Source organism: Streptomyces sp. NPDC088707 (assembly GCF_044752725.1).
Lineage (GTDB): Bacteria > Actinomycetota > Actinomycetes > Streptomycetales > Streptomycetaceae > Streptomyces.
Window position 1 is genome coordinate 151,235 of sequence record NZ_JBIVLV010000010.1, and the last position, 22,941, is coordinate 174,175.

A 22,941-nucleotide genomic window follows, 5' to 3' on the forward strand; every position below is an offset into this window, starting at 1 on the left:
TGCCTACCACGGGGACCGGTGCAGCGCTTGGGGCTGAGGTGCGCACCGCCCGAGGATCATGACCGGATTGTCGCGCACGGCCCGGCAGTTCAGCCGGTCGCCGCACCCGGCCCGGTCGCCGCACCCGGCCCGGTCCCCGTCCCCGGGCCCGCGCCAGGTCCCGTGCCCGGGCCCTCCCGCGTAGCCGGGTTCCTCGCCGTCAGGGTCACGCCGACCGCGACCGTCGCCGCCGCCACGACGCCCGCGGCCAGGACCGCCCAGCGGCCCGCGAACGAGCACATCAGGATCGCGAGCGCGGAGACGGGCAGGACGAGCTGCTGTGCGATGCCGACCTTGAAGTAGCGGGCGTGGAGGAGCCACACGGACAGCAGGAACACGGCGGACGGGATCGTCACCGCGGACGAGGCGGCGAGCGTGGAGATGTGGGCCTTGCCCACGGCCTCCTCCACCGCGATCTCCAGGCCGGCGCCGACGGCCGCCGCCGCCGCGAAGATCACGTAGTGGCCGTATCCCCACCGGAAGGCCTCACGGCTGGAGGTCAGCCGGTTGTGCGCGGGCACGACGAAGTAGATCCACCAGGCGGCGAAGACGAGCAGCAGCCCGCCCGCGGCGATCGGCAGCACCTCGCCCAGGGCGTCGTTCTCGGCGATGCCCGTCTTCACGGCCACCGTCGCCGCGGCGACGGTCTCGCCGAGCACGATGATGGTGAACAGGCCGTACCGCTCGGCGATGTGGTGCGGATGCCACGTGCTGGGCGCGTCTCTCTCCGCGACCAGGGGCACGGCCATCTCCGCCAGCGCCATGACGAGGAACACCCATGGGCGGGCCGACTCCGGCACGAAGAGCAGCGCGAGCCAGCCGATCTGTACGACGGCGACCCCGCCCGCGTACCGCCGGCACATCGTCCGCTCGGCGGGATCCGTGGCGTGGTGCGCGGCCCGCAGCCACTGCGAGGCGAGCGCGAGCCGCATGACGGCGTACCCGATGTAGACCACGAGGAAGTCGTGGTCCTCGAAGGCCCGCGAGACCCCGGCCGCGAGGATGAGCACGCCCGCGATCTGGAGGAGGGTGACGACGCGGTACAGGACGTCGTCGTTGTCGTAGGCCGAGGCGAACCACGTGAAGTTCATCCACGCCCACCAGATCGCGAAGAAGATCATCGCGTAGTTGACGATCCCTTCGCCCGCGTGGCCCTCGGCGACCGCGTGCACGAGCTCCGCGCCCGCCTGCGCGACGGCGACGACGAAGCACAGGTCGAAGAAGAGCTCCAGGGGCGTGGCCGCCCGGTGCGACTCCTCGCGGGAGCGCGCGGTGAGGGGGAGGAACGGTTGTGTCATGGCCCCAGCACATCAGAGCGGAAGGGTCTCCCGCTGGCATGCCACGCGCATCGGGATCTCCGCCGCCGCCTCCGCCCCCGCGTACCGCGCCGCCACGAGCCGCGCCACGCGCGCGTGGTCGGCGATCGGGGCCGCGACCGCCCACGCGCCCGGGACCGTGGCCAGCGCGCGCGTGAAGCGGCCCGGGGCGAGGAGGTGGGTGGCCACCAGCGACCCGGCGCAAGCCGCGGGCGTGCAGCAGCGCGACCCCTCCGCCGGGGCGGGGGTGCTCGCCGAGCGGTACGCGGCCGTCACCGGTACCGGCAGGAGCAGGCCCGGCTGCCGGACCGCCGTGAGGGTGCCGTCGTTGCCGCCCGGCCGGGAGGAGCCCGCGCCGGCGACGACGACCGCGTCCGCCGCGCCGCCGGCCGCCCGTTCGGCGGCCCGCAGCCGGTCGTACAGGGCGAGGGCCACCGCGTGCTCGCCGCCCAGCCCGCTCGTGACCGCGCAGTCGAAGGGGCGGGCGACGGCCGGTATGTCGACGGTGCGGTGGGAGCCGTCGCCGAGGAGCAGCGGCACGACGACCGCACCGGGCCGGCCCGCGAGGACGTACGGCAGGGAGGGCTTCTGGTGGTCGAGGTGTCCGACGGCGACGGGCGCGCCGGTCAGTCCCGTACGGAGTCGGCGAGCCGGGCGATCGTCGTGCCCGCCTCGGTCACGGCACTCCCGTGCACGGCGAGGACCAGGTCGCGTGCTGTCATCCGTACCTCCACCCGCCCCGGTCGTGCGGTCAGGGAGTGTCCCGGCCCCGTCGGGGGCCGCGCGACGGTGTCGTGCGTCGTCGCGGCCCCACCCGTTCACGCTAAGCCCGCGCCGCCGTCCCGCGGCCGCGCCGTTCGGCCCCGGTCGGGGGGTCGCAAGTCCCTGATCCTCAGGCCCTTCACGGCCCGACACGCCCACCCGGCGCCCCTACGGCCGGAGGAGACGCCACCCTTAGGCGAGCCGGCCGGGGAGCGCCTCGAACGCACCTCGGCGTGGCGGGAGCGGCTCGGCGGCGGGACCGATCACCTCAGGGAGGTCCTGATCGAGGACTCGCTGGGGATCTGCGCGGAGTTGGAGGCGCAGATGGACCGGCACGTGGCCGCGTACCGCGACGAGTGGCGGGCCGTCCTCGACGACCCGGCGGCGCTCGCCCGCTTCGAGCCGCACGTGGCCGGCGTGGAGTTCCTCGAACAAGGCCGGGGCAGGGCCGCGGTCCTCGCGGACGGCACCGAGGCGGCGCTGTTCCGGGACGGGGACGGCGAGGTGTACGCGGTGGGCAACCGGGACCCGTTCTCGGGCGCCGACGTCATCGCGAACGGGATCATGGGCAGCAGGGACGGGGTGCCGGTGGTGGTGTCCCCCCTGCACCGGCATGAGTTCGACCTGCGGACCGGCGCCTGTCTGGACGACCCGGCGGTCTCCCTCCCGGTCCTCCCGGTGCCTACGGCCCGCCCCTGAGGGGACCTGGGTCCGCCGCCGGCCCGACCTTGGCCCGCCGGACCCCCCGACCTTGGCCCGCCCGGCCGGCGACCATCGGCACTGACCCGTCCCCCACCCCGCGGCGCAGCCTGGAAGAGCAAGCAAAGCCTCGAAGGTCAGCCCCGAACAGGGAAGTCAGGGAAGCGCCATGAGTTCCGTAGTCCAGGACAGCAGAAGGACGGGCGGGCCCTCCGCCTCGTACGACACGGAGCAGTACCGCCCCGGCAGGCCGATCACCGACTGGGAGCCGGAGAACGAGCTCTTCTGGAAGTCGATCGGCAGGAAGGTCGCCACCCGCAACCTGTGGATCGCCGTGCCGGCGCTGCTCGTGGCGTTCGTCGTCTGGCAGGTGTGGTCGGTCACCGCGACCAACCTGAAGGACGTCGGCTTCGGCTTCTCGACCTCCCAGCTGTTCTGGCTGACGGCCATCCCCGGTCTGACCGGCGGCACGGCCCGGATCCTCTACACCTTCCTCGGCCCGATGGTCGGCCAGCGCCGCTTCACCGCGCTGTCGACGGTCGTGCTGATCGTGCCGCTGATCTGGCTCGGCATCGCCATCCAGGACCCGACGACCCCGTACGCCGTCATGGTGGCCATCGCCGCCCTCTGCGGCATCGGCGGCGCGAACTTCGCCTCCTCCCTCGCCAACATCGGCTTCTTCTTCCCCAAGGCGAAGAAGGGCAGCGCGACCGGCATCAACGGCGGTCTCGGCAACCTCGGCGTCTCCGTCGTGCAGCTGCTGACCCCGATCGTCATCACCTGGTCGACCATCGCCATCGGCTCGGCCCAGCACAAGGCCGACGGCACCCCGGTCCACCTGCAGAACGCCGCGTTCCTCTGGGTCCCGGTCCTGCTGGTCCTGGCGGCGGTCGCCTGGTTCGGGCAGAACGACCTGAAGGTCGCCTCGACCCCCTTCAAGCAGCAGAAGATCATCTTCAGGCGCAAGCACAACTGGCTGATGACCTGGCTGTACGTCGGCACCTTCGGCTCCTTCATCGGCTTCGCCGCCGCCCTGCCGATGCTGATCAAGACCACGTTCCCGGACTACTCGATCGCCACGTACGCCTGGATGGGCCCCGCCGTGGGCGCGCTGGCCCGCTGGGGCGGCGGCTGGATCGCCGACAGGTGGGGCGGTGCCCGGGTCACCATCCTGTCCTTCGTGGGCATGGCCGTCTCGATCATCGGCGTGATCGACTTCCTGCCCTCGGGCAGTGACGGCGGCTCGTTCTACGGCTTCTTCTTCTGCTTCCTCGCCGCGTTCTTCTTCTCCGGGATCGGCAACGGCTCGACCTTCCGCCAGATCCCGGTCATCTTCCGCGGCACCCACCTCAAGGGACTCGTGGAAGGCACCCCGGAATACGCGAGGGCGCTGAAGCAGGCGGAGATGGAGTCCGGCGCCGTCACCGGATTCACCTCGGCCATCGCGGCCTACGGCTTCTTCTTCATCCCGGCCCTCTTCGGCTCGGTGGCCGTGACCAGCGCGATGTGGGGATTCGTCGCCTTCTATGTCAGCTGCATGGTCGTGACCTGGTGGTTCTACGCCCGCAAGAGCGCCGAGGCCCCCAGCTGAGCCACTCCGGAAAAAGACCCCGCGCGGCGGGGTCTTTTCGCATACCCGGAAAGGGACCTACGGCCGTCCGGAGGTGACCATTGCCGACCGGGATGATCGATCGAAAGGGGTGCAATGGAGGTAGGCAGAAACGCGATCGAATGAATCGAAGAAGGCGGTGCGGGCAGTGACTGCGACCCCTGCTGAAGCAACGGTGAACGAGCGGGCCTGGAAGGGTTTCAAGGGCGGACTGTGGCGCGACGCCGTCGACGTCCGCGACTTCATCCAGCAGAACTACACGCCGTACGAGGGTGACGACTCCTTCCTGGCGGGACCCACCGAGCGGACCACCGCCGTGTGGAAGGCCATCACGGACCGGTTTCCCGAGGAGCGGGCCAAGGGCGTCCACGACGTCTCGTACGACGTGCCGTCCACCATCACCGCCCACGCCCCCGGCTACATCGACCGCGACAAGGAGCTGATCGTCGGCCTCCAGACCGACGCCCCGCTGAAGCGCGCGATCATGCCGTACGGCGGCTGGCGCATGGTCGCCGGCGCCCTGGAGACCTACGGCTACCCCGTCTCCCCGGACCTCGAGAAGATCTTCACCGAGTACCGCAAGACCCACAACGCCGGTGTCTTCGACGCGTACACCCCCGAGATCCGCGCCGCCCGCAAGGCCGGCGTCGTCACGGGACTCCCCGACGCCTACGGCCGCGGCCGCATCATCGGCGACTACCGCCGCGTCGCCCTCTACGGCGTCGACCGGCTCGTCGAGGTGAAGAAGGAGGAGAAGGAGGAGCTCGACACCCTTCCCGCCGGGCGCCGTTCGATCGAGGAGACCATCCGGCTCCGCGAGGAACTCGCCGAGCAGATCCGCGCCCTGGGCGAGCTCAAGGCGATGGCCGCCTCCTACGGCCACGACATCTCCCGCCCCGCCGTCACCGGCCGCGACGCCGTCCAGTGGCTGTACTTCGCCTACCTCGCCGCCGTGAAGGAGCAGAACGGCGCCGCGATGTCCCTCGGCCGCACCTCCACCTTCCTCGACGTCTACCTCCAGCGGGACATCGAGGCCGGTGTCCTCACCGAGGAGCAGGCCCAGGAGCTCGTCGACGACTTCATCATCAAGCTCCGTATCGTCCGCTTCCTGCGCACCCCGGAGTACGAGCAGGGCTTCTCCGGCGACCCGACCTGGGTCACCGAGTCGATCGCCGGCATGGGCGAGGACGGCCGCCCGCTGGTCACCCGGACCTCCTTCCGCTACCTCCAGACCCTCTACAACCTCGGCCCGGCCCCCGAGCCGAACATGACCGTCTTCTGGTCGCCGCGCCTCCCGCAGGGCTTCAAGGAGTTCTGCGCGAAGGTCTCCATCGACACCTCCTCCGTCCAGTACGAGTCGGACGAGCTGATGCGCCCCCGCTTCGGCGACGACACCGCCATCGCCTGCTGCGTCTCGGCGATGCCCGTCGGCAAGCAGATGCAGTTCTTCGGCGCCCGGGTGAACCTCGCCAAGACCCTCCTGTACGCCGTCAACGGCGGCCGCGACGAGAAGTCCGGCCTCCAGGTCGGCCCCGACACCGGCGCCATCACCGCCGACGTCCTCGACCACGACGAGGTCATGGCCAAGTTCGACGAGCAGATGGAGTGGCTCGCGAACGTCTACGTCCACTCGCTGAACGTCATCCACTTCATGCACGACAAGTACGCCTACGAGCGCATCGAGATGGCGCTCCACGACCGCGACGTGCGCCGCACCATGGCCTTCGGCATCGCCGGCCTCTCGGTGGCCGTCGACTCGCTGGCAGCCGTCAAGTACGCCCGGGTCACCGTGCACCGCGACGAGTCCGGCCTGGCCACCGACTACACGGTCGAGGGCGACTACCCCGCCTACGGCAACAACGACGACCGGGCCGACGAGATCGCGGTCTGGCTGGTCGAGGAGTTCATGAGGAAGGTGCGCAAGCACCCCACCTACCGGAACGCCGAACACACCCAGTCCGTCCTGACCATCACCTCCAACGTCGTCTACGGCAAGAAGACCGGCAACACCCCCGACGGCCGCCGCGCCGGTGAGCCCTTCGCCCCGGGCGCCAACCCGATGAACGGCCGCGACACCCACGGCTACGTGGCCTCGGCCCTGTCGGTCGCCAAGCTCCCGTACGAGGACGCCGAGGACGGCATCTCGCTGACCAACACGGTCACCCCCGACGGCCTGGGCCGCACCCCCGAGGAGCGGATCACGAACCTCGCGGGCGTCCTCGACGGCTACATGGCCGGCGACGGCTTCCACATGAACGTGAACGTCCTCAACCGCGACACCCTCATGGACGCCATGGAGCACCCGGAGAACTACCCCCAGCTGACCATCCGGGTCTCCGGATACGCGGTCAACTTCGTCCGGCTCACCCGCGAGCAGCAGCTCGACGTCCTGAACCGCACGTTCCACGGCTCGCTGTAGGCGACCCCTCCCCGCGCCCGGGGCCGGCGGCCCTCACCTCCGGCCCCCAGTAGCCCTCACTTCCGGCCCCGGTCGCCCCCCTCAGTACCCCCTCCGGATCTGCTCCGTGTCCCCCTCCCCATCCCCATCCCCCTCCGCACCGCTCGAAGGCCCCTCCGAAGGAGGCCCCGCCATGACACGCCTCGCCCTCGCGCCCGCCACCCCGCCGGCCACCCCGGTGTCCCCGGCGGCCACCCCGGCCGCCGCCGCGACCCAGCGGCCGTCCGAGGGCTCGGTCCACTCCTGGGACCTGTCCACCGGCGTCGACGGCCCCGGCACCCGCTTCGTCACCTTCCTCTCGGGCTGCCCCCTCACCTGTCTCTACTGCCACAACCCCGACACCTGGAGGATGCGCAACGGCAACCGCACCTCCGCCGACGCCGTGATCGCCGAGGCGGGCAAGTACGTCCGCTTCATCTCCGCCTCCGGTGGCGGCGCCACCGTCTCCGGCGGAGAACCGCTCCTCCAGCCCGTCTTCACCGGCGAGCTGCTGCACCGGATGAAGCACGAGCTCGGCCTGCACACGGCCCTCGACACCTCTGGCTTCCTGGGCGTCCGCGCCACCGACGCCCTGCTGCGCGACACCGACCTGGTCCTGCTCGACATCAAGTCCTGGGACCCCGTCACGTACCGGAAGGTCACCGGCCGGCCGCTCGCGCCGACCCTCGACTTCGCAAGGCGTCTCGCCGACCTCGGCCAGGAGGTCCACGTCCGCTTCGTCCTCGTCCCGGGCCTCACCGACGACCCGGCCGACGTGGAGGGAGTCGCCGCCTTCGCCGGGGGTCTCGGCAACGTCTCCCGCGTGGACATCCTTCCCTTCCACAAGCTCGGCGAAGCGAAGTGGCGGGCACTCGCCATGCCGTTCACCCTGCACGACACGCCGTCCCCGACGCCCGGTCAGGTCGCCGAGATCCGGGAGGTCTTCCGCGCCCACGGCCTGCACGCGGTCTGACGCGGCCCCACGCGACCTGACGGGTTCCGACGCGGCCCGACGGGCTCCGAGCGGACCCGGAGCGACACCCGGACCCGTCCGGGCGACGACCTCACCCCGGAGTCCCGCAAAACAGGGCAAAACCGCCCGTACGGCCTTACCGTGGCCGCGTGACCGAGCCACCTCAGACAGCCGAGCCGACACCTCCGCCGGGCGATCCCACACCGGGCGATCCGCCGGGCGCCCCAGACCCGGGCGCCCCAGCCCCGGGAGATCCGGCGGCCGCCGGCCCCCCTCCGCAGCCCCCGGCCGCCGTACGCCGCCGCGCCGCCCTCGCCGGCACCGTCGTCTCCGTCCTGCTGATCCTCGCGATCGTCCTCGGCAGCCGGCTCCTGCGCGACTTCGACTCGGCCCTGCTGCCCTACGCCGTCGCCACGGTCTTCCTCGCCTTCGGTGTCGCCTACCGCTACACCGTCTGGATCTCCGCCCCCGGCGCCCGCCGCCTCTTCCGCAAGGGCTGGGGCTCCTTCTTCTCCGTCGCGAACTTCCGCAGGGCGCCCACGGCGCTGCCGAAGATGATCGCCACCTACCTCGGCCTCCAGAAGTTCCTCGGCGCCCGCTCGCACGCCCGCTGGGCCGCCCACCAGCTCATCTTCTGGGGCTGCCTGCTGGCCGCCGCGATCACCTTCCCCCTCACCTGGGGCTGGTTCACCTTCACCTCCTCCACCGGCGCGGGCCCCGGCTACGAGATGCGGATCTGGGGCCTCAAGATCATCGGCTTCGACGCCCTCAGCGTCGTCGGCTGGCTGATGTTCCACGGCCTCGACATCGCCGCCGTCCTGGTCATCCCCGGCGCCGGCTACTTCCTCTGGCGCCGTATGAAGGACCGCGGCGCCATCACCGGCCAGCGCTTCGCCTACGACCTGGTGCCGCTGCTCGCCCTCATCGTCATCTCCGTGACCGGGCTGCTGCTCACCTTCTCGTCGATCTTCCTGCACGGCGGAGGCTACGAGTTCCTCGCGATCCTCCACATGGTGTCCGTGGTCTTCACCCTCATCTACATCCCCTTCGGGAAGTTCTTCCACATCGTCCAGCGGCCCGCCGCCGTCGGCATGCAGCTCTTCAAGTACACCGCCCGCCGGAAGGACGAGGAGGTGCTCACCTGCCGCCGCTGCCACGCGCCCATCGACACCGCCCCCTACGTGGAGAACCTCAAGGGCACCATGCGCGACCTCGACCTCGGCTTCGACGAATGGGCCGAGTACTGCCCCCGCTGCAAGCGCGTCCTGCGCGGCAACGCCTATCTCGACCACGTGAAGAAGGGTTTCAAGTGACCGCGACCGACCCGAACAGGGCGCTGCCGCTCGACCCCTCCCTCGCCCCGCCCGGCACCCGCAACTTCCGCGACGCCGGCGGCATCCCCGCCGACCGCTGGCACGCCGACCAGAACGGCGAGACGCTCGTCCCCACCCACTGCTGCTTCTGCGGCGTCCAGTGCGGCATGTACCTCCGCGTCGACCGCGGCGGCAAGGTCTTCGGCGTCGAACCCCGCAATCACGACATCAACCGGATGCGGCTCTGCCCCAAGGGCATCAACGCCTACCAGCAGGTCAACCACCCCGACCGGCTCACCGCGCCGCTCATGCGCCGCAACCGCGACGAGGAGTTCCGCGAGGCCAGCTGGGACGAGGCCCTCGACCACACCGTCGCCGAGATCCGCCGGATCCAGGGCGAGTACGGCAACGACGCCTTCGGCCTCCTCGGCGGCGCCAGCCTCTACTCCGAGAAGACCTACCTCGTCGGCAAGTTCGCCCGGGTCGCGCTCAAGTCCCGGCACGTCGACTACAACGGACGCCTCTGCATGGTCTCCGCCGCCGGGGCCAACAAGCTCGCCTTCGGCATCGACCGGGCCGGCAACCCCTTCTCCGACATCCTCCTCACCGACTGCCTCCTCATCGCCGGGTCCAACGTCGGCGAGTGCTTCCCCGTGATGACCCAGTACCTGTGGGGAGCCCGCGACCGGGGCGCCACCCTCATCGTCGTCGACCCGCGCGAGACCGCGATCGCCCGCACCGCCGACCTCCACGTCGCCCTCAAGCCGGGCACCGACTCCGCCTTCTTCAACGCCGTCCTCCATGTCGTCGTCGCCGAGGGCCTCGCCGACGAGGCCTACCTCGCCGCCCACGCCACCGGCTGGGAGGACGTCAAGGCGACGGTGGCCGCATACCCGCCGGCCCGGTCGGCCGAGATCTGCGGCGTCCCCGAGGAGCAGATCGTCCAGGTCGCCCGCATGTTCGCCGGCGCGGACCGGGCCATGGCCTGGCACGCCCGCGGCGTCGAGCACCACTCCCAGGGCGTCGAGAACTGCCTCAGCATCATCAACCTGTGCGTCGCCGCCGGACACATCGGCAGGCCCGGCGCCGGCTACGGCACCATCACCGGCCAGGGCAACGGCCAGGGCGGCCGCGAGCACGGCCAGAAGTCCGACCTCCTCCCCGGCGGCCGCTCCATCACCAACCCCGAGCACCGCCGCCAGATCTGCGAGATCTGGGGCATCGACGAGGCCGAACTCCCGCCCGCCGGCACCTCCATGATGGAGATGGTCTGGCAGATGCAGCGCAAGGAGATCCGCGGACTCGTCGGCATCTGCAACAACCCCTTCGTCTCGCTGCCCCACTACGCCACCGTCAAGGACGGCTACGACACCCTCGAGTTCCACGCCCAGTTCGACTTCTTCCTCTCCGAGACCGCGGCCAACGCGCACGTCGTCTTCCCCGTCACCGTGTGGGCCGAGGACGAGGGCGTCATGGCCAACGCCGAGGCCCGGGTCGTCAAGCACAACAAGGCCCAGGAACCCCCGGCCGGCGTCCGCACCGACACCTGGGTCATCTGCGAACTCGCCCGCCGCCTCGGCGCCGGCGACAAGTTCGCGTTCCCCGACTCCCGCTCCGTCTTCGAGGAACTCCGCATCGCCTCCGCCGGAACCGTCAACGACTACTACGGCATCACCTACGAGCGCCTGGAGGAGACCGGCGGCATCGCCTGGCCGTGCCCCAGCACCGACCACCCCGGCACCCCCCGCCTCTTCGAGAACGGCCGCACCTACCACCCCGACGGCAAGATCCACCTGCAGGTCGTCGAATGGCACCCGCCCATGGACCCGTACAGCGAGGAGTTCCCCCTCTCGCTGACCACCGGCCGGACCGTCGCCCACTTCCTCTCCGGCAACCAGACCCGCCGGCTGGGCGCCCTCGTCGAACAGACCCCGCGCCCCTGGGTGGAGGTCCACCCCTCCCACGGCTTCCGCAACGGCGACCCCGTCCGCGTCGTCACCCGCCGCGGCAGCGAGGTCTTCCCCGCCCTCGTCACCGAGGCCATCCGCCCCGACACCGTCTTCGTCCCGTACCACTGGCCGGTCCCCACCGCGGCCAACGCCCTCACCATCGACGCCCTCGACCCCCGCTCCAAGATCCCGGAGTACAAGGTCTGCGCCGCCCGCATCGAGGCCGCCGAGCGGATCGACGAGGTCCCCGCCCCACCCACCGCGCCAGGACACCAGGCCTACCCGGAGACCCAGGTCTCCCGCACCGACCCGCTGCCCCCCACCTCCCCCCAGGGCCGCGGCACCGCGGAGAGGAGCTGACCCGCACATGATGGGCCGCACGATCTTCATCGACCCGGGCCGCTGCATCGGCTGCCAGGCCTGTGTCTCCGCCTGCCGCGAATGCGACTCCCACCGGGGCAAGTCGATGATCCACCTCGACTACCCCGACGAGGGCCACTCCGTCGCCTCCCTCCCCACCGTCTGCATGCACTGCGAGGACCCCGTCGCCCCCTGCGCCGAGGTCTGCCCCGCCGACGCGATCCTCGTCACCGCCGACGGCGTCGTGCAGCAGGCCGACACCACCCGCTGCATCGGCTGCGCCAACTGCGTCAACGCCTGCCCGTTCGGCGTCCCCAAGATCGACCTCCAGGCGAAGCTCCAGATGAAGTGCAACCTCTGCTACGACCGCACCGCCTACGGCCTCGCCCCGATGTGCGCCACCGTCTGCCCCACCGGCGCCCTTTTCTACGGAACCCTCGAAGAGCTCCAGGCCGAACGCCCCGGCGTCCAGGTCGCCGACTCCTTCACCTTCGGCTCCACGACCGTCTCCACCGGCGTGGCGATGGTCGTCCCCGCCGACAAGGTCCGGTGGCCGGTCCCCGGCGGCCTTCCCGTCGTCGAGATCAATGGAAAGGATGTCCGTTGAGCGTCACCGATCCCCAGCCGCCGGCACCGGACTCCCGCTCCGACGCGGCCCAGGAAGCGCTCCACGACCGGATCGCCGCCGACTCGCTCACCACCCGCCGCGACTACCTGCGGATCGTCGCGACCGTCTCGGGCGGCCTCGCCGTCGGCGGTGTCGCCGTCGCCTCCGGCATCCTGCACCGGCACGGGGACAGCGACGGGCCACCCGAGGCGAAGAAGATCGCGGACGTGATCCTCCCCGGGGAGTCCCTCGCCTTCCGCTACCCCGGCTCCGAGGACCGCGCGGTCGCCGTCCGCCTGGAGGACGGCACCCTCGCCGGATACTCCGCCGTCTGCACCCACCTCGCCTGCGCCGTGCTCTGGCGCAAGGACCGCGGCAGCGAGGGCGAGCTGTACTGCCCCTGCCACGAAGGCATCTTCGACGCCCGTACGGGAGAGGTCACGGCCGGCCCGCCGCCCCGGGGACTGCCGAAGGTGCTGCTCGTGGAGGAGGCCGACGGCAGCGTCTGGGCGATCGGCACGGCCCGCTCGGGCGAGAGCGCCCGCGAGGGCCTCTGCCGTCAGCTCGGCGACGACCGCCCCGAACTCGCCGAACGGCTGGGCTGCCCCGGCGCGTCCGCCCGGGGCGCGGCGCCGGAGAGGAGTGAGCGCACATGACCGAGGACGGCTTCCCCCGAGACCCGGAGGCCCCCCGGCCCCCGGCGTACACCCCGGGCAGTGCGCAGCCGCGTCTGAACCGCCCCGTGCACGAGCGGTATCCGCAGATCCGCCCCACCAGCGGATACGGCGACCCGCGGGTCACGCATACCGGACCGGGGCCGGGAGCCGGTACGGAGCAGGAGCCGGAGCGCTCGTCGAAGCTGACGGCCCGCCTCACGCTGGCGCTCACGGTGGTCATCGGCCAGCTCTGGGGGCTGACGATCGTCGTGGACGAGTGGATGGCCGGGGACACCGGCACCGCGTGGTGGGGCGCGGGTTTCCTCTGTCTGTCGTTCCTTGTGGTGCTCGGCCTCTGGCTGCTCGACCCGAAGGACCGCTGAGGGGCGTCGGCGGTGCCGGAGATACGCAGATCAGAGGGGTTCGGGGCGGGGTGGCGGGCGTACCCTTGAGGTATGAGCACCGCCCCCGCCCACGGACCGCGAGACGCGAAGCGGCCCGGCGTACGTCCCAGCCCCGAGAACAGTCCGAAGCCGGCACTCGTCTTCGACGATCCGCTGGACCAGCAGTCCACGGACGACACGGACCGTGGATGGGGCGAGCGGCCTCCGGCCGGCGGCGACAGCGCCGCCGACCTCGCGCGCTTCCTCGACGAGAAGCCGCCGCACCACCTCTGACACCGGCACGAGCTGTCGGTCAGGAGGTGGGGTGCGTCCCCGATCCGCCGCCGGACCCCGTGCCCGTGCCCGTCCCCGTTCCCGTTCCCGCGGCGGGGCCGCGCTGGGAGACCAGGTGGTCGCGGATCTCCTTGAGGACCTCCAGCTCGCTGATCTCCATGGTCTCCGCGACGCCCTCCTTCGCCTTGTCGTGCGCCGCACGCTTCGCGAGGATCTTCGCCATGGGCAGGACCATCAGGAAGTAGACGACGGCCGCGGTGATCAGGAAGCTGAGGACCGCGCTGAGGACCAGGCCCCACTGGAGCTGGATGCCCTGCACCTCGCCGTCGACGACCACGCACGAGTCCTTGATGCAGGACGAGTAGCTCTCCAGGTCCTTCGTGCCGAAGGCGCCGACGACCGGGTTGATGATGCCCTTGACCACCGAGTTCACGATGTTGGTGAACGCGGCACCGATGACGACGGCCACGGCCAGGTCGATCACGTTGCCCCGCATCAGGAAGGCTTTGAAGCCGCCCATCAGACTTTCCTTCTTCTCGGCCACCAAGGTGCCTTTCGTCGCTTGTGCTGCTGTGTGCGGTGCCATTAGGCCGCGAACGGAACAGGGCCGTCCAATCCGTACACACGGACCGGTGACTTGACAGGGTGTCAGTGCGAATCAGCACACTGTCACCGCCAGTTGGGACGTGACACCGGCGCCGGCCAGTGCGGCGGCCGTCGACCGCGGCACCGACAGGACGACGAGCGCCCCTCCGTCCGAACGAGTCTCGCCCGGGTGCGGAACTTCGGCCACTCGGGCGCCCGTCGCGACCACCCGGGCCTCACCCGCCCCGCCGAGCGCCGAGTTGGGCGCGGCGATCACGTCGACCCGGTCACCGGGACGCAGCAGTCGTACGGTCGCGGCGTCGGCGATCCGCACCGGGGCGGACACCAGCCGGACGGCGACGGACGGCCGGGCACGAGCCGCGGTGGGGGCGATCCGGTCACCCGGCGGGGGCCCCGCCGAGGCGTCCGGTGGCGGCGCGCCGCCCGCGACGGCGAGGGCCGCCGCCACGAGGGCCAGGAGCACCGCGGGGGCCCAGCGACCCCGTCGCAGGGCCCTGCGCAGCCGCAGCCGGGCGCCCCGTACCCGCAGGGGTTCGAAGGGCGGCACCACGCACGGCGCCGGAACAGGGGAGGGGAAGGGGTGCGTCATCGCGGGTGCCGCCGTCCTGGTCGGGAATGGGATCGCCTCCCACTCTCCGGCCCGCGCCGGATCCCCGCTCCCGCCTGGGGATCGCCCGCCGCCTGTGGACAACTCCCTCACCCTCTGGGGGGATTCACGGGAGCTCGATCCCCAGGTCCCAGCCGTCGTGCGCGTGCGTGCACAGGCAGTCCCGGTCGATCGACGCGGGCAGCGCGCCCACCGCGTCGAACAGCACCTCCCGCAGTCGTCCCACGTTCTCGCCGAACACCCGCAGCACCTCGGTGTGGGAGACGCCCTCGCCGGTCTCGGCGCCGGCGTCCAGGTCGGTGACGAGCGCCAGGGAGGTGTAGCAGAGGCCCAGCTCCCGGGCGAGGACGGCCTCGGGGTGGCCGGTCATGCCGACGACCGACCAGCCTGCCGCCGCGTGCCACCGGGACTCCGCCCGGGTGGAGAAGCGGGGCCCCTCGATCACGACCATCGTGCCGCCGTCGACCGGGTCCCAGCCCCGCCCCCGGGCGGCCTTGACGGCGGCCCGCCGCCCGTCGGGGCAGTACGGGTCGGCGAAGGTCACGTGGACGACGCGCGGCACGGCCCCGTCGGCGCGCCGCTCCCCGTCGAAGTAGGTCTGCGCGCGGGCCTTCGTACGGTCGACGAGCTGGTCCGGGACGACGAGCGTGCCCGGCCCGTACTCCTCGCGGAGGCCGCCGACCGCGCAGGGCCCGAGGATCTGCCGGACGCCGACGGAGCGCAGGGCCCAGAGGTTGGCGCGGTAGTTGATGCGGTGCGGCGGGACGCTGTGGCCGCGGCCGTGGCGAGGGAGGAAGGCGACCTGGCGGCCGGCGATCTCACCGAGGAGGAGGGAGTCGCTGGGGCTGCCGTACGGGGTGTCGACGGACACCTCCGTGACGTCATCGAGGAAGGAGTAGAGGCCGGAGCCGCCGATCACGCCGATGTCCGCGTACGCGCCTTGGTTCGCCATGGCGGTCACCCTATGCGGGGCGCCGGGGAACGCCGAGCGCTCCGTGGCGAATGCCGAAGGCGCCAACGCCGAGGGCCCCCGCCGTCAACGCCGAGGGCCCCCGCCGTCAACGCCGAGGGCCCCCGCCGTCAACGCCGAGGGCCCCCGTCGCGAACGACGGGGGCCCTCGGCGAAGAACGTACGTACGGACCGCGTCCTGGGATCAGGCTCGCGCAGGGGTCAGGCGGCCGAGCTTCCGGTGCTCGACGAGGACGTCGAGGAGGCGGACGACGAAGAGGTCGACGCGGCCGGCTTGGCGTCCGACGTCGAGGACGACGCGGACGTGGACGACGACGGGGTCGAGGACTTCGACGCGGCCGGCGAGCTGCTGGACGACGAGCCGCGGCTGTCGTTCCGGTAGAAGCCGGATCCCTTGAAGACGATGCCGACGGCCGAGAACACCTTCTTCAGGCGGCCCTTGCACTGGGGGCACTCGGTCAGCGCGTCATCGGTGAACTTCTGCACCGCCTCGAGGCCTTCGCCGCACTCGGTGCACTGGTACTGGTAGGTCGGCACTTGTCTTCCTCCTGGCACTCACACTCATCGAGTGCTAACGACAATCCATACTGACGTATTCCGCGGGTTCAGTCCACCGCCACCGGCACGCGGTGACCGATACCACGCGCCGCGACGCGGCTCGTCTCGCGCGGCGTGAGGCGCGACCGCAGGGCGAGGAGCGTGGCCAGGGCGAGCGCCGTGCCCACCATCGGCACCAGGAATCCGGTGCTCGCGCCGTGGGCGTCGGCGAGCCGGCCGGCGACCGTGACGGCCGCTGCCTGGCCGAGCGCGACGGCGCCGGTGAGCCAGGTGAAGGCCTCGGTACGGGCGGACGCCGGGATGAGGGTCTCGACGATGGTGTAGCCGGTGATCAGGGCCGGGGCGATGCACAGACCCACGACCAGGCCCAGGGCGCCGAGGAGCAGCACCGAGTGCGTGGTCCACAGCAGCGACGCGGCCACGGTGAGGCCGGCGTAGCCCAGGATCAGGCGGCGGCGGGGGCCGACCTTCCAGGCGACGGCGCCCATGGCGATGCCCGCGAGCATGTTGCCGGCGGCGAAGACCCCGTACAGCAGACCGTTGGCGCCGGGGTTGCCGATCTCCTCGGTGAAGGCGGTGAGGGAGACCTGCATGCCGCCGAAGACGGAGCCGATGCCGAGGAAGGCGACGACGAGGACGCGGACGCCGGGGATGGAGAGAGCCGAGCGGTGCGGCTCGGAGGAGCCGGCCGCGGTGATGCCGAACGCGGGCTGGGTGGCGCGCTGAGCGGCGAAGAAGAGCCCGCCGAAGAGGGTGAGCGCGGCCTCGGCGATCAGACCGGCGGCCGGGTGGACGCCGGTGCACAGGGCGGTCGCGAGGACGGGGCCGACGACGAAGGTGAACTCGTCGGTGACGGACTCGAAGGCCGCGGCCGTCGGCATCAGCGGGGTGCCGTCCAGCTTGGCGGCCCAGCGCGCCCGGACCATCGGCCCGACCTGGGGCACGGAGGCACCGGCGGGCACGGCGGCCAGGAACAGGGCCCACAGCGGGGCGCCGCCCAGGGCGAGCGCCACGAGCAGGGAGACGGACGCGGTGTGGACGAGGACGCCGGGGATCAGGACGGCGCGCTGGCCGAAGCGGTCGGCGAGCTTGCCGCTCTGCGGGGCGAACAGCGCCATGGAGACGCCGGTGACGGCGGCCACCGCGCCGGCGCTGCCGAAGGAGCCGGTGGTGTGCTGGACGAGCAGGACGATGCCGATGGTCAGCATCGCGAAGGGCTGCCGGGCGGCGAAGCCGGGGAGCAGGAAGGACAGCGCACCGGGTGTGCGCAGCAGCCGGCCGTAGCCGGGCCGCTTGTCCGAGATGACCGTGGACGCCACGGTCCTGGCCTTTCTGCCGCCTGGTAGCGCGCCCCGGCACGGTGGTGCGGGTGTCGCCGAGAGCTGTCCTCATGCGCGTTACTGCGGTAGATACCGGGCCGGCCCCACTGCGGAGGGGCGCCACGGCCGCCATACGGTCGCGCCAGCTCTGCGTCAGGCAGAGTTGGTTCGATCAGGTGTGCCTTCATGGTACAGGGAGGAGCGTCTTCCCGCCTGGGAAAACGCTCCTGTCCTTGAATTAATGCCTCGGATTAACCGGATGTTCGTTTCTGGCCATGGCTTTTCTGGTCATGGCGGTGGAAGCGCGTCTCGGTGCCGTGCGGCACGCTGACCGCCGTGGCGCCCCCCGTGCCCAGCCAGCCGGCGAGCTTGCCGCCCTGGCTGACCGCGCGCAGCCGTCGCTCCGTGGCGTCCCGTACCGGGTCGGTCGCGACGACGAGGAGCTCGTCGCCGCGCCGCAGGACGGTCGCGGGCCCCGGGACGAAGCTCGTCTCCTCCCGTACGACGAGGGTGACGGCCGCTCCGGCGGGCAGCCGCAGCTCGGCGACCTCGACCCCGTGCATCCGGGAGTGCTCGGGGATGGCGACGGAGAGCAGATGGCCGCGCAGCCGCTCCAGGGGGGCGGACTCGACGCCGAGGTCGGCCGCCTCCCCGGAGGCGCCGAGCTTGAGGGCCTTCGCGAGCCAGGGCAGGGTCGGCCCCTGGACGAGGGTGTAGACGACGACGAGCACGAAGACGATGTTGAAGATCCGCTCGCTGCCCTCGATGTCCGACACCATCGGGATGGTGGCCAGGATGATGGGGACGGCTCCGCGCAGGCCGGCCCAGGACATCAGTGCCTGCTCCTGCCAGGGGATGCGGAAGGGCAGCAGGCTGACCAGGACTTCCATGGGCCGGGCGACCACGGTCAGGACCAGGCCGATGACGACGGCGGGCCAGAAGTCGTGGACGAGCTCGTGCGGGGTGACGAGCAGGCCGAGCAGGACGAACATGCCGATCTGGGCGATCCAGCCGAGTCCCTCGGCAAAGCCCCGGTTCGCCGGCGCGTGCGGCAGCTTGGCGTTGCCGAGGACCATCGAGGCCAGGTAGACGGCGAGGAAGCCGGAGCCGTGGGCCATGGCGCCGGCGGCGTACGCGACGACGGCGATGGCCATGACGGCGATCGGGTAGAGGCCGGAGGCGGGCAGGGCGACGTGCCGCAGCCCGTAGGCGCCGAGGAAGCCGACGGCGAGGCCCACGGCGACGCCGATGGCGAGTTCGAGGGCGATCGTGCCGACGAGGACGTACCAGTCGTCGACCGGTCCGGCCGTGGAGAAGGCGACGACGAGGATGACGACCGGGGCGTCGTTGAAGCCGGACTCGGCCTCCAGGACACCGGTGACCCGTGAGGGCAGGGGGACCTTGCGCAGCACGGAGAAGACCGCGGCGGCGTCGGTCGAGGAGACGACGGCGCCGATGATCAGGGCCTGTCGCCAGTCGAGGCCCACGAGGTAGTGGGCGGCGGAGGCCGTGATGCCCACGCTCACCGCGACGCCGACGGTGGAGAGGACGACCGCGGCGGGCAGCGCCGGCTTGATCTCCTTCCACTTCGTGCCGAGGCCACCCTCGGCGAGGATCACGACGAGGGCGGCGTAGCCGATGACCTGTGTCAGTTCCGCGTTGTCGAAGGCGACGTTGCCGATGCCGTCCTGGCCGATGGCGATGCCGATGCCGAGGTAGAGCAGCAGGCTGGGGAGCCCGCTCCGGGACGAGATCCGTACGGCCGCGACCGCGATCAGCAGCACGAGGGAGCTGATGAGCAGGAGTTCGTTGAGCTCGTGGACAGTCAGTGGCCGTTCCTTCCCCTCACATGCAGCTGGACCGTTCTTCCAGCGGCCGTCGCGTCCGGCTGGATCGTTCCTCCAGCGGCAGACACTTCGTTACCTTACCTAATCTTTAACGTTTTCTTGACGCCGTCTTTGCACCTCCTCGCTCGCCCGTACGGTTCTCTTCCGGACACCGCGTCCGGGCCCTCCAGACGCTGCGCCTAAGGTTGCTCCCGTACTCCAGGACCACCCTGCCCCTCGAAGGACAGCGATGCCCTCCAACACGACCGCGCCTCCCGCCAAGAAGAAAGGGCGGCGCGCCCGCCTGATCCTCCTCGTCCTGGTCCTCGCTCTGGTCGCGGGCGTCGGATACGGCGGGTTCTGGGGTGTGAGCACCGTCCGGGCCTCGTTCCCGCAGACCACGGGCGAGATCCGGCTCGACAGCCTGTCCGGCGAGGTCGAGGTGAAGCGTGACGCGAACGGCGTCCCGCAGATCTACGCCGACAACGAGACGGACCTCTTCCGCGCCCAGGGCTACGTCCAGGCGCAGGACCGCTTCTACGAGATGGACGTTCGGCGGCACGTGACCGCGGGCCGCCTCTCCGAGATGTTCGGCGAGAGCCAGATCGAGACGGACTCGTTCCTGCGCACGCTCGGCTGGCGCCGGGTGGCGCAGCAGGAGTACGACAAGGTCCTGTCGCCGGAGACGAAGAAGTACCTCCAGGCGTACGCGGAGGGCGTCAACGCCTATCTGAAGGACCGGGACCCCGCCGACGTCTCCGTCGAGTACGCGGCCCTCGCCCTCACCAACGACTACGCGATCGAGCCGTGGACGCCGGTCGACTCGGTGGCCTGGCTCAAGGCCATGGCCTGGGACCTGCGCGGCAACATGCAGGACGAGATCGACCGCTCGCTGATGACGAGCCGGCTGAGCGCGAGCCAGATCAAGCAGCTGTACCCGGACTACCCGTACGCGCTCCACCAGCCGATCGTCGACGGGGGCGCGGTGGACGAGTCCACCGGGAAGTTCGACCCGAAGGGCTCGGCGGGCGACGGCGACGGCGACCTGACCACCGGGGAGACCCCGGGCAGCGTTCCCGGCAGCGGCTCCGGCTCCTCCTCCGGTTCTTCCGGCTCCTCCTCCGGTTCCGGTGCGCAGTCCCAGCTCGGGGCGCTCTCCGAGGTCCTGGACGGCGTGCCCGCCCTCCTCGGCCCCAACGGCAACGGCATCGGCTCGAACTCCTGGGTCGTCTCCGGGCAGTACACGACCTCCGGCAAGCCGCTGCTCGCCAACGACCCGCACCTCGCGCCCCAGCTGCCGTCCCTCTGGTACCAGATGGGCCTGCACTGCCGCTCGGTCTCGGCGACCTGCCGTTACGACGTCTCCGGCTACACCTTCTCCGGCATGCCCGGTGTGATCATCGGACACAACGACAAGATCGCCTGGGGTCTCACCAACCTGGGCGCCGACGTCACCGACCTCTACCTGGAGAAGATCGGCCCCGACGGCTACCTCGTCGACGGCAAGGTCAAGCCCTTCACGGTCCGCGACGAGATCATCAAGGTCGCCGGCGGCGAGGACCGGACGATCACCGTCCGCTCCACCGACCGCGGCCCGCTGGTCTCCGACCGCTCCTCCGACCTGGAGAAGGTCGGCCAGAAGGCCCCCGTCGGCAACGCCGCCCCCGACCGCGGCACCGGCTACGGCGTCTCCCTCCAGTGGACCGCCCTCCAGCCGGGCAGGTCGATGGACGCGATCTTCGCCCTCGACCGGGCCAAGAACTTCGACCAGTTCCGGGCCGCGGCCAGGAACTTCGAGGTCCCCTCGCAGAACCTGGTCTACGCCGACACCGAGGGCCACATCGGCTACCAGTCGCCGGGCAAGATCCCGCAGCGCGCCAAGGGCGACGGCACCCTGCCCGCGCCCGGCTGGGACTCCTCGTACCGGTGGAAGGGCTACATCCCCTTCGAGCAGCTGCCGTACGAGTACGACCCGAAGCGCGGCTACATCGTCACCGCCAACCAGGCCGTGATCGACGCCGAGGACTACCCCGACCTGCTCACCAAGGACTGGGGCTACGGCTCGCGCAGCCAGCGGATCAACGACCTCATCGAGTCGAAGACCAAGGACGGCGGAAAGATCTCGCCGGACGACATGCGGACCATGCAGACGGACAACCGCAGCGAGATCGCGACCCTCCTGAACCCGCTCCTGCTGAAGATCGATATCTCGGACCCGCACGTCCGCGAGGCGCAGAAGCTGCTGGAGGGCTGGGACTACACCCAGGAGCCCGACTCGGCCGCCGCCGCCTACTTCAACGCGGTCTGGCGCAACGTCCTCAAGCTGTCCTTCGGCAACAAGCTGCCCAAGGAGCTCCGCGCCGAGGGCGACTGCATCAACGTGCGCCCGGCCGACGCCACCGGCCCGGTCGACGAGCAGAACAAGCTCGTACGGGAATGCGGCCAGCGCGACCCCGACTCCGCGCAGCCGGACGGCGGCGACCGCTGGTACGAGGTGGTCCGCCCGCTCCTCAAGCAGGAGAAGAGCGAGTGGTGGGTCACCCCGGGCACCCGCACCGACCAGGCCACCGAGACCCGTGACCAGCTGCTCGCCCGCGCCATGAAGGACGCGCGCTGGGAGCTGACCGCCAAGCTCGGCAAGGACGTCTCCACCTGGAGCTGGGGCCGGCTGCACCAGCTGACCCTGAAGAACCAGACCCTCGGCACCGCCGGCCCCGGCGTCGTGCAGCAGCTCCTCAACCGCGGCCCCTGGAACCTGGGCGGCGGCGAGGCGGCCGTCGACGCCACCGGCTGGAACGCGGCCGGCGGCTACGAGGTCATCTGGGTGCCGTCGATGCGGATGGTCGTCAACGTCGGCGACTGGGACAAGTCCCGGTGGATCAACCTCACCGGCGCCTCCGGCCACGCCTTCAACTCCCACTACACCGACCAGACGGACGCGTGGGCGAAGGGCGACCTGTACGACTGGGCCTACGGCAAGGCGGCCGTCGACGCGGCGACGAAGGACACGCTGAAGCTGAAGCCCTGATCAGGGCCGGAAGCGCGTGACGCCCTCGGGGGTCACCACCGCGTGCACGGGGTGGTCGTGCGGTTCCTCCGGGACCCGCGCGACCACCTCGTCCGCGTAGAGGAGCACCACGAGCGCGGGATCGGCACCCGCGCGCGTGAGCCGGGCGAGCACCCGGTCGTACGAGCCGCCGCCCCGGCCGAGCCGCATCCCGCGACCGTCGACCGCGAGGCCCGGCAGCAGGACGGCGTCGGCGGCGCACACGGCCTCGGGGCCGAGCCGGGGCCCGACCGGTTCGAGCAGGCCCCGGCCCGCCTTCGCGAGCCCCTCCGGGCCCTCGTACGCCGCCCAGTCCAGGTCGTTGTCGGGGAGCAGCACGGGGAGCAGGACCCGCACCCCGCGCGCGTGGAGCGCGTCGAGCAACGCGCGCGTGCCCGGCTCGCGGCCGACGGACACATAGGCGGCGACCGTGGACGCCTCCGCGAGTTCGGCGAGTTCCAGTCCCCGGCGGGCGAGGGATTCGGCCGTGCGGGCCAGGGAATCGGTGCTCAGTGCGGCGCGGGCGGCCAGAAGTCGGCTGCGCAGCACGGTCTTTTCGGACATCTCGGGTGTCATCTGTGCCCCATGCAATTCACTAAATTCTCGTAACTG

General features: G+C 71.4%; 20 protein-coding genes and 1 pseudogene. 11 read left to right on the forward strand and 10 right to left on the reverse strand.

Translation table 11 applies throughout. The annotated features are described in order from the left end of the window. Nucleotides 1-89: 89 nt before the first annotated feature. The 3 genes and pseudogenes from ACIP84_RS28150 to ACIP84_RS28160 all read right to left on the reverse strand — a co-directional run. Nucleotides 90-1,337, reverse strand: coding sequence for a low temperature requirement protein A (locus tag ACIP84_RS28150; protein ID WP_401801392.1), 1,248 nt, complete (start codon nucleotides 1,335-1,337; stop codon nucleotides 90-92). A 12-nt stretch (nucleotides 1,338-1,349) separates the two neighbouring features. Beyond that, on the reverse strand, nucleotides 1,350-1,895 hold the full coding sequence (locus tag ACIP84_RS28155) for a sirohydrochlorin chelatase (protein ID WP_401801714.1): 546 nt from the start codon (nucleotides 1,893-1,895) through the stop codon (nucleotides 1,350-1,352). A 3-nt stretch (nucleotides 1,896-1,898) separates the two neighbouring features. Continuing rightward, nucleotides 1,899-1,985, reverse strand: a pseudogene (locus ACIP84_RS28160) (hypothetical protein); the annotation flags it as partial. Between the two features lie 456 nt (nucleotides 1,986-2,441). On the opposite strand from ACIP84_RS28160, the gene ACIP84_RS28165 reads away from it, so the two are divergent. The 10 genes from ACIP84_RS28165 (at nucleotide 2,442) to ACIP84_RS28210 (ending at nucleotide 13,397) form a co-directional block, all read left to right on the forward strand. Continuing rightward, nucleotides 2,442-2,816, forward strand: coding sequence for a nitrite reductase (NAD(P)H) small subunit (locus ACIP84_RS28165; protein ID WP_401801394.1), 375 nt, complete (start codon nucleotides 2,442-2,444; stop codon nucleotides 2,814-2,816). Between the two features lie 169 nt (nucleotides 2,817-2,985). Further along, nucleotides 2,986-4,407 carry an MFS transporter gene (locus tag ACIP84_RS28170; protein WP_401801396.1) on the forward strand — a complete coding sequence of 474 codons (1,422 nt, stop codon included), beginning with the start codon at nucleotides 2,986-2,988 and terminating at the stop codon, nucleotides 4,405-4,407. 166 nt (nucleotides 4,408-4,573) lie between these two features. Beyond that, complete coding sequence (pflB, locus tag ACIP84_RS28175) at nucleotides 4,574-6,844, forward strand: formate C-acetyltransferase (RefSeq protein ID WP_401801398.1); 2,271 nt, start codon at nucleotides 4,574-4,576, stop codon at nucleotides 6,842-6,844. A gap of 172 nt (nucleotides 6,845-7,016) precedes the next feature. After that, nucleotides 7,017-7,835 (forward strand): pyruvate formate-lyase-activating protein, encoded by an 819-nt coding sequence (gene pflA, locus ACIP84_RS28180; protein WP_401801401.1) that lies wholly within the window; start codon nucleotides 7,017-7,019, stop codon nucleotides 7,833-7,835. A gap of 149 nt (nucleotides 7,836-7,984) precedes the next feature. Beyond that, complete coding sequence (locus tag ACIP84_RS28185; protein WP_401801403.1) at nucleotides 7,985-9,148, forward strand: MFS transporter; 1,164 nt, start codon at nucleotides 7,985-7,987, stop codon at nucleotides 9,146-9,148. Continuing rightward, nucleotides 9,145-11,457, forward strand: a complete 2,313-nt coding sequence (locus ACIP84_RS28190) for a molybdopterin oxidoreductase family protein (protein ID WP_401801405.1) — start codon at nucleotides 9,145-9,147, stop codon at nucleotides 11,455-11,457. The genes ACIP84_RS28185 and ACIP84_RS28190 overlap by 4 nt, the downstream gene beginning before the upstream one ends. Before the next feature lie 7 nt (nucleotides 11,458-11,464). Next, a complete protein-coding gene (locus tag ACIP84_RS28195; protein WP_355964054.1) occupies nucleotides 11,465-12,064 on the forward strand; it encodes a 4Fe-4S dicluster domain-containing protein in 600 nt (199 codons plus the stop codon). After that, nucleotides 12,061-12,720 carry a Rieske (2Fe-2S) protein gene (locus tag ACIP84_RS28200; RefSeq protein WP_355964053.1) on the forward strand — a complete coding sequence of 220 codons (660 nt, stop codon included), beginning with the start codon at nucleotides 12,061-12,063 and terminating at the stop codon, nucleotides 12,718-12,720. Before ACIP84_RS28195 ends, ACIP84_RS28200 begins: the two co-directional genes overlap by 4 nt. Beyond that, entirely contained in the window at nucleotides 12,717-13,103 is a 387-nt protein-coding gene (locus ACIP84_RS28205) for a hypothetical protein (protein WP_355964052.1), read from the forward strand. The genes ACIP84_RS28200 and ACIP84_RS28205 overlap by 4 nt, the downstream gene beginning before the upstream one ends. A 72-nt stretch (nucleotides 13,104-13,175) precedes the next feature. Further along, nucleotides 13,176-13,397, forward strand: coding sequence for a hypothetical protein (locus tag ACIP84_RS28210; protein ID WP_355964051.1), 222 nt, complete (start codon nucleotides 13,176-13,178; stop codon nucleotides 13,395-13,397). 19 nt (nucleotides 13,398-13,416) lie between these two features. Here the strand turns inward: ACIP84_RS28210 and mscL are convergent, their stop codons facing one another. From mscL to ACIP84_RS28240, 6 genes are all read right to left on the reverse strand, one after another. Then, nucleotides 13,417-13,983 (reverse strand): large conductance mechanosensitive channel protein MscL, encoded by a 567-nt coding sequence (gene mscL, locus ACIP84_RS28215; protein ID WP_401801410.1) that lies wholly within the window; start codon nucleotides 13,981-13,983, stop codon nucleotides 13,417-13,419. A gap of 72 nt (nucleotides 13,984-14,055) precedes the next feature. Next, the gene (locus tag ACIP84_RS28220; protein ID WP_401801412.1) at nucleotides 14,056-14,592 is read right to left on the reverse strand and encodes a hypothetical protein; all 537 of its coding nucleotides are present in this window, start codon (nucleotides 14,590-14,592) and stop codon (nucleotides 14,056-14,058) included. Between the two features lie 124 nt (nucleotides 14,593-14,716). Beyond that, nucleotides 14,717-15,562: an S-methyl-5'-thioadenosine phosphorylase gene (locus ACIP84_RS28225; protein ID WP_401801415.1), complete on the reverse strand. Its 846-nt coding sequence runs from the start codon at nucleotides 15,560-15,562 to the stop codon at nucleotides 14,717-14,719. Nucleotides 15,563-15,781: 219 nt separating this feature from the next. Further along, nucleotides 15,782-16,117, reverse strand: a complete 336-nt coding sequence (locus ACIP84_RS28230; protein WP_355964046.1) for an FmdB family zinc ribbon protein — start codon at nucleotides 16,115-16,117, stop codon at nucleotides 15,782-15,784. Nucleotides 16,118-16,185: 68 nt separating this feature from the next. Then, complete coding sequence (locus tag ACIP84_RS28235; protein ID WP_355964044.1) at nucleotides 16,186-17,457, reverse strand: MFS transporter; 1,272 nt, start codon at nucleotides 17,455-17,457, stop codon at nucleotides 16,186-16,188. Between the two features lie 251 nt (nucleotides 17,458-17,708). Next, nucleotides 17,709-19,286, reverse strand: a complete 1,578-nt coding sequence (locus ACIP84_RS28240; protein WP_401801692.1) for a potassium/proton antiporter — start codon at nucleotides 19,284-19,286, stop codon at nucleotides 17,709-17,711. 247 nt (nucleotides 19,287-19,533) lie between these two features. Here ACIP84_RS28240 and ACIP84_RS28245 point away from each other — a divergent pair, with 247 nt between their 5' ends. Further along, nucleotides 19,534-22,311 carry a penicillin acylase family protein gene (locus tag ACIP84_RS28245; RefSeq protein WP_401801419.1) on the forward strand — a complete coding sequence of 926 codons (2,778 nt, stop codon included), beginning with the start codon at nucleotides 19,534-19,536 and terminating at the stop codon, nucleotides 22,309-22,311. Here ACIP84_RS28245 and ACIP84_RS28250 read toward each other — a convergent pair whose 3' ends face one another. Then, a complete protein-coding gene (locus tag ACIP84_RS28250) occupies nucleotides 22,312-22,905 on the reverse strand; it encodes a 5-formyltetrahydrofolate cyclo-ligase (RefSeq protein WP_266892875.1) in 594 nt (197 codons plus the stop codon). Nucleotides 22,906-22,941 lie beyond the last annotated feature (36 nt).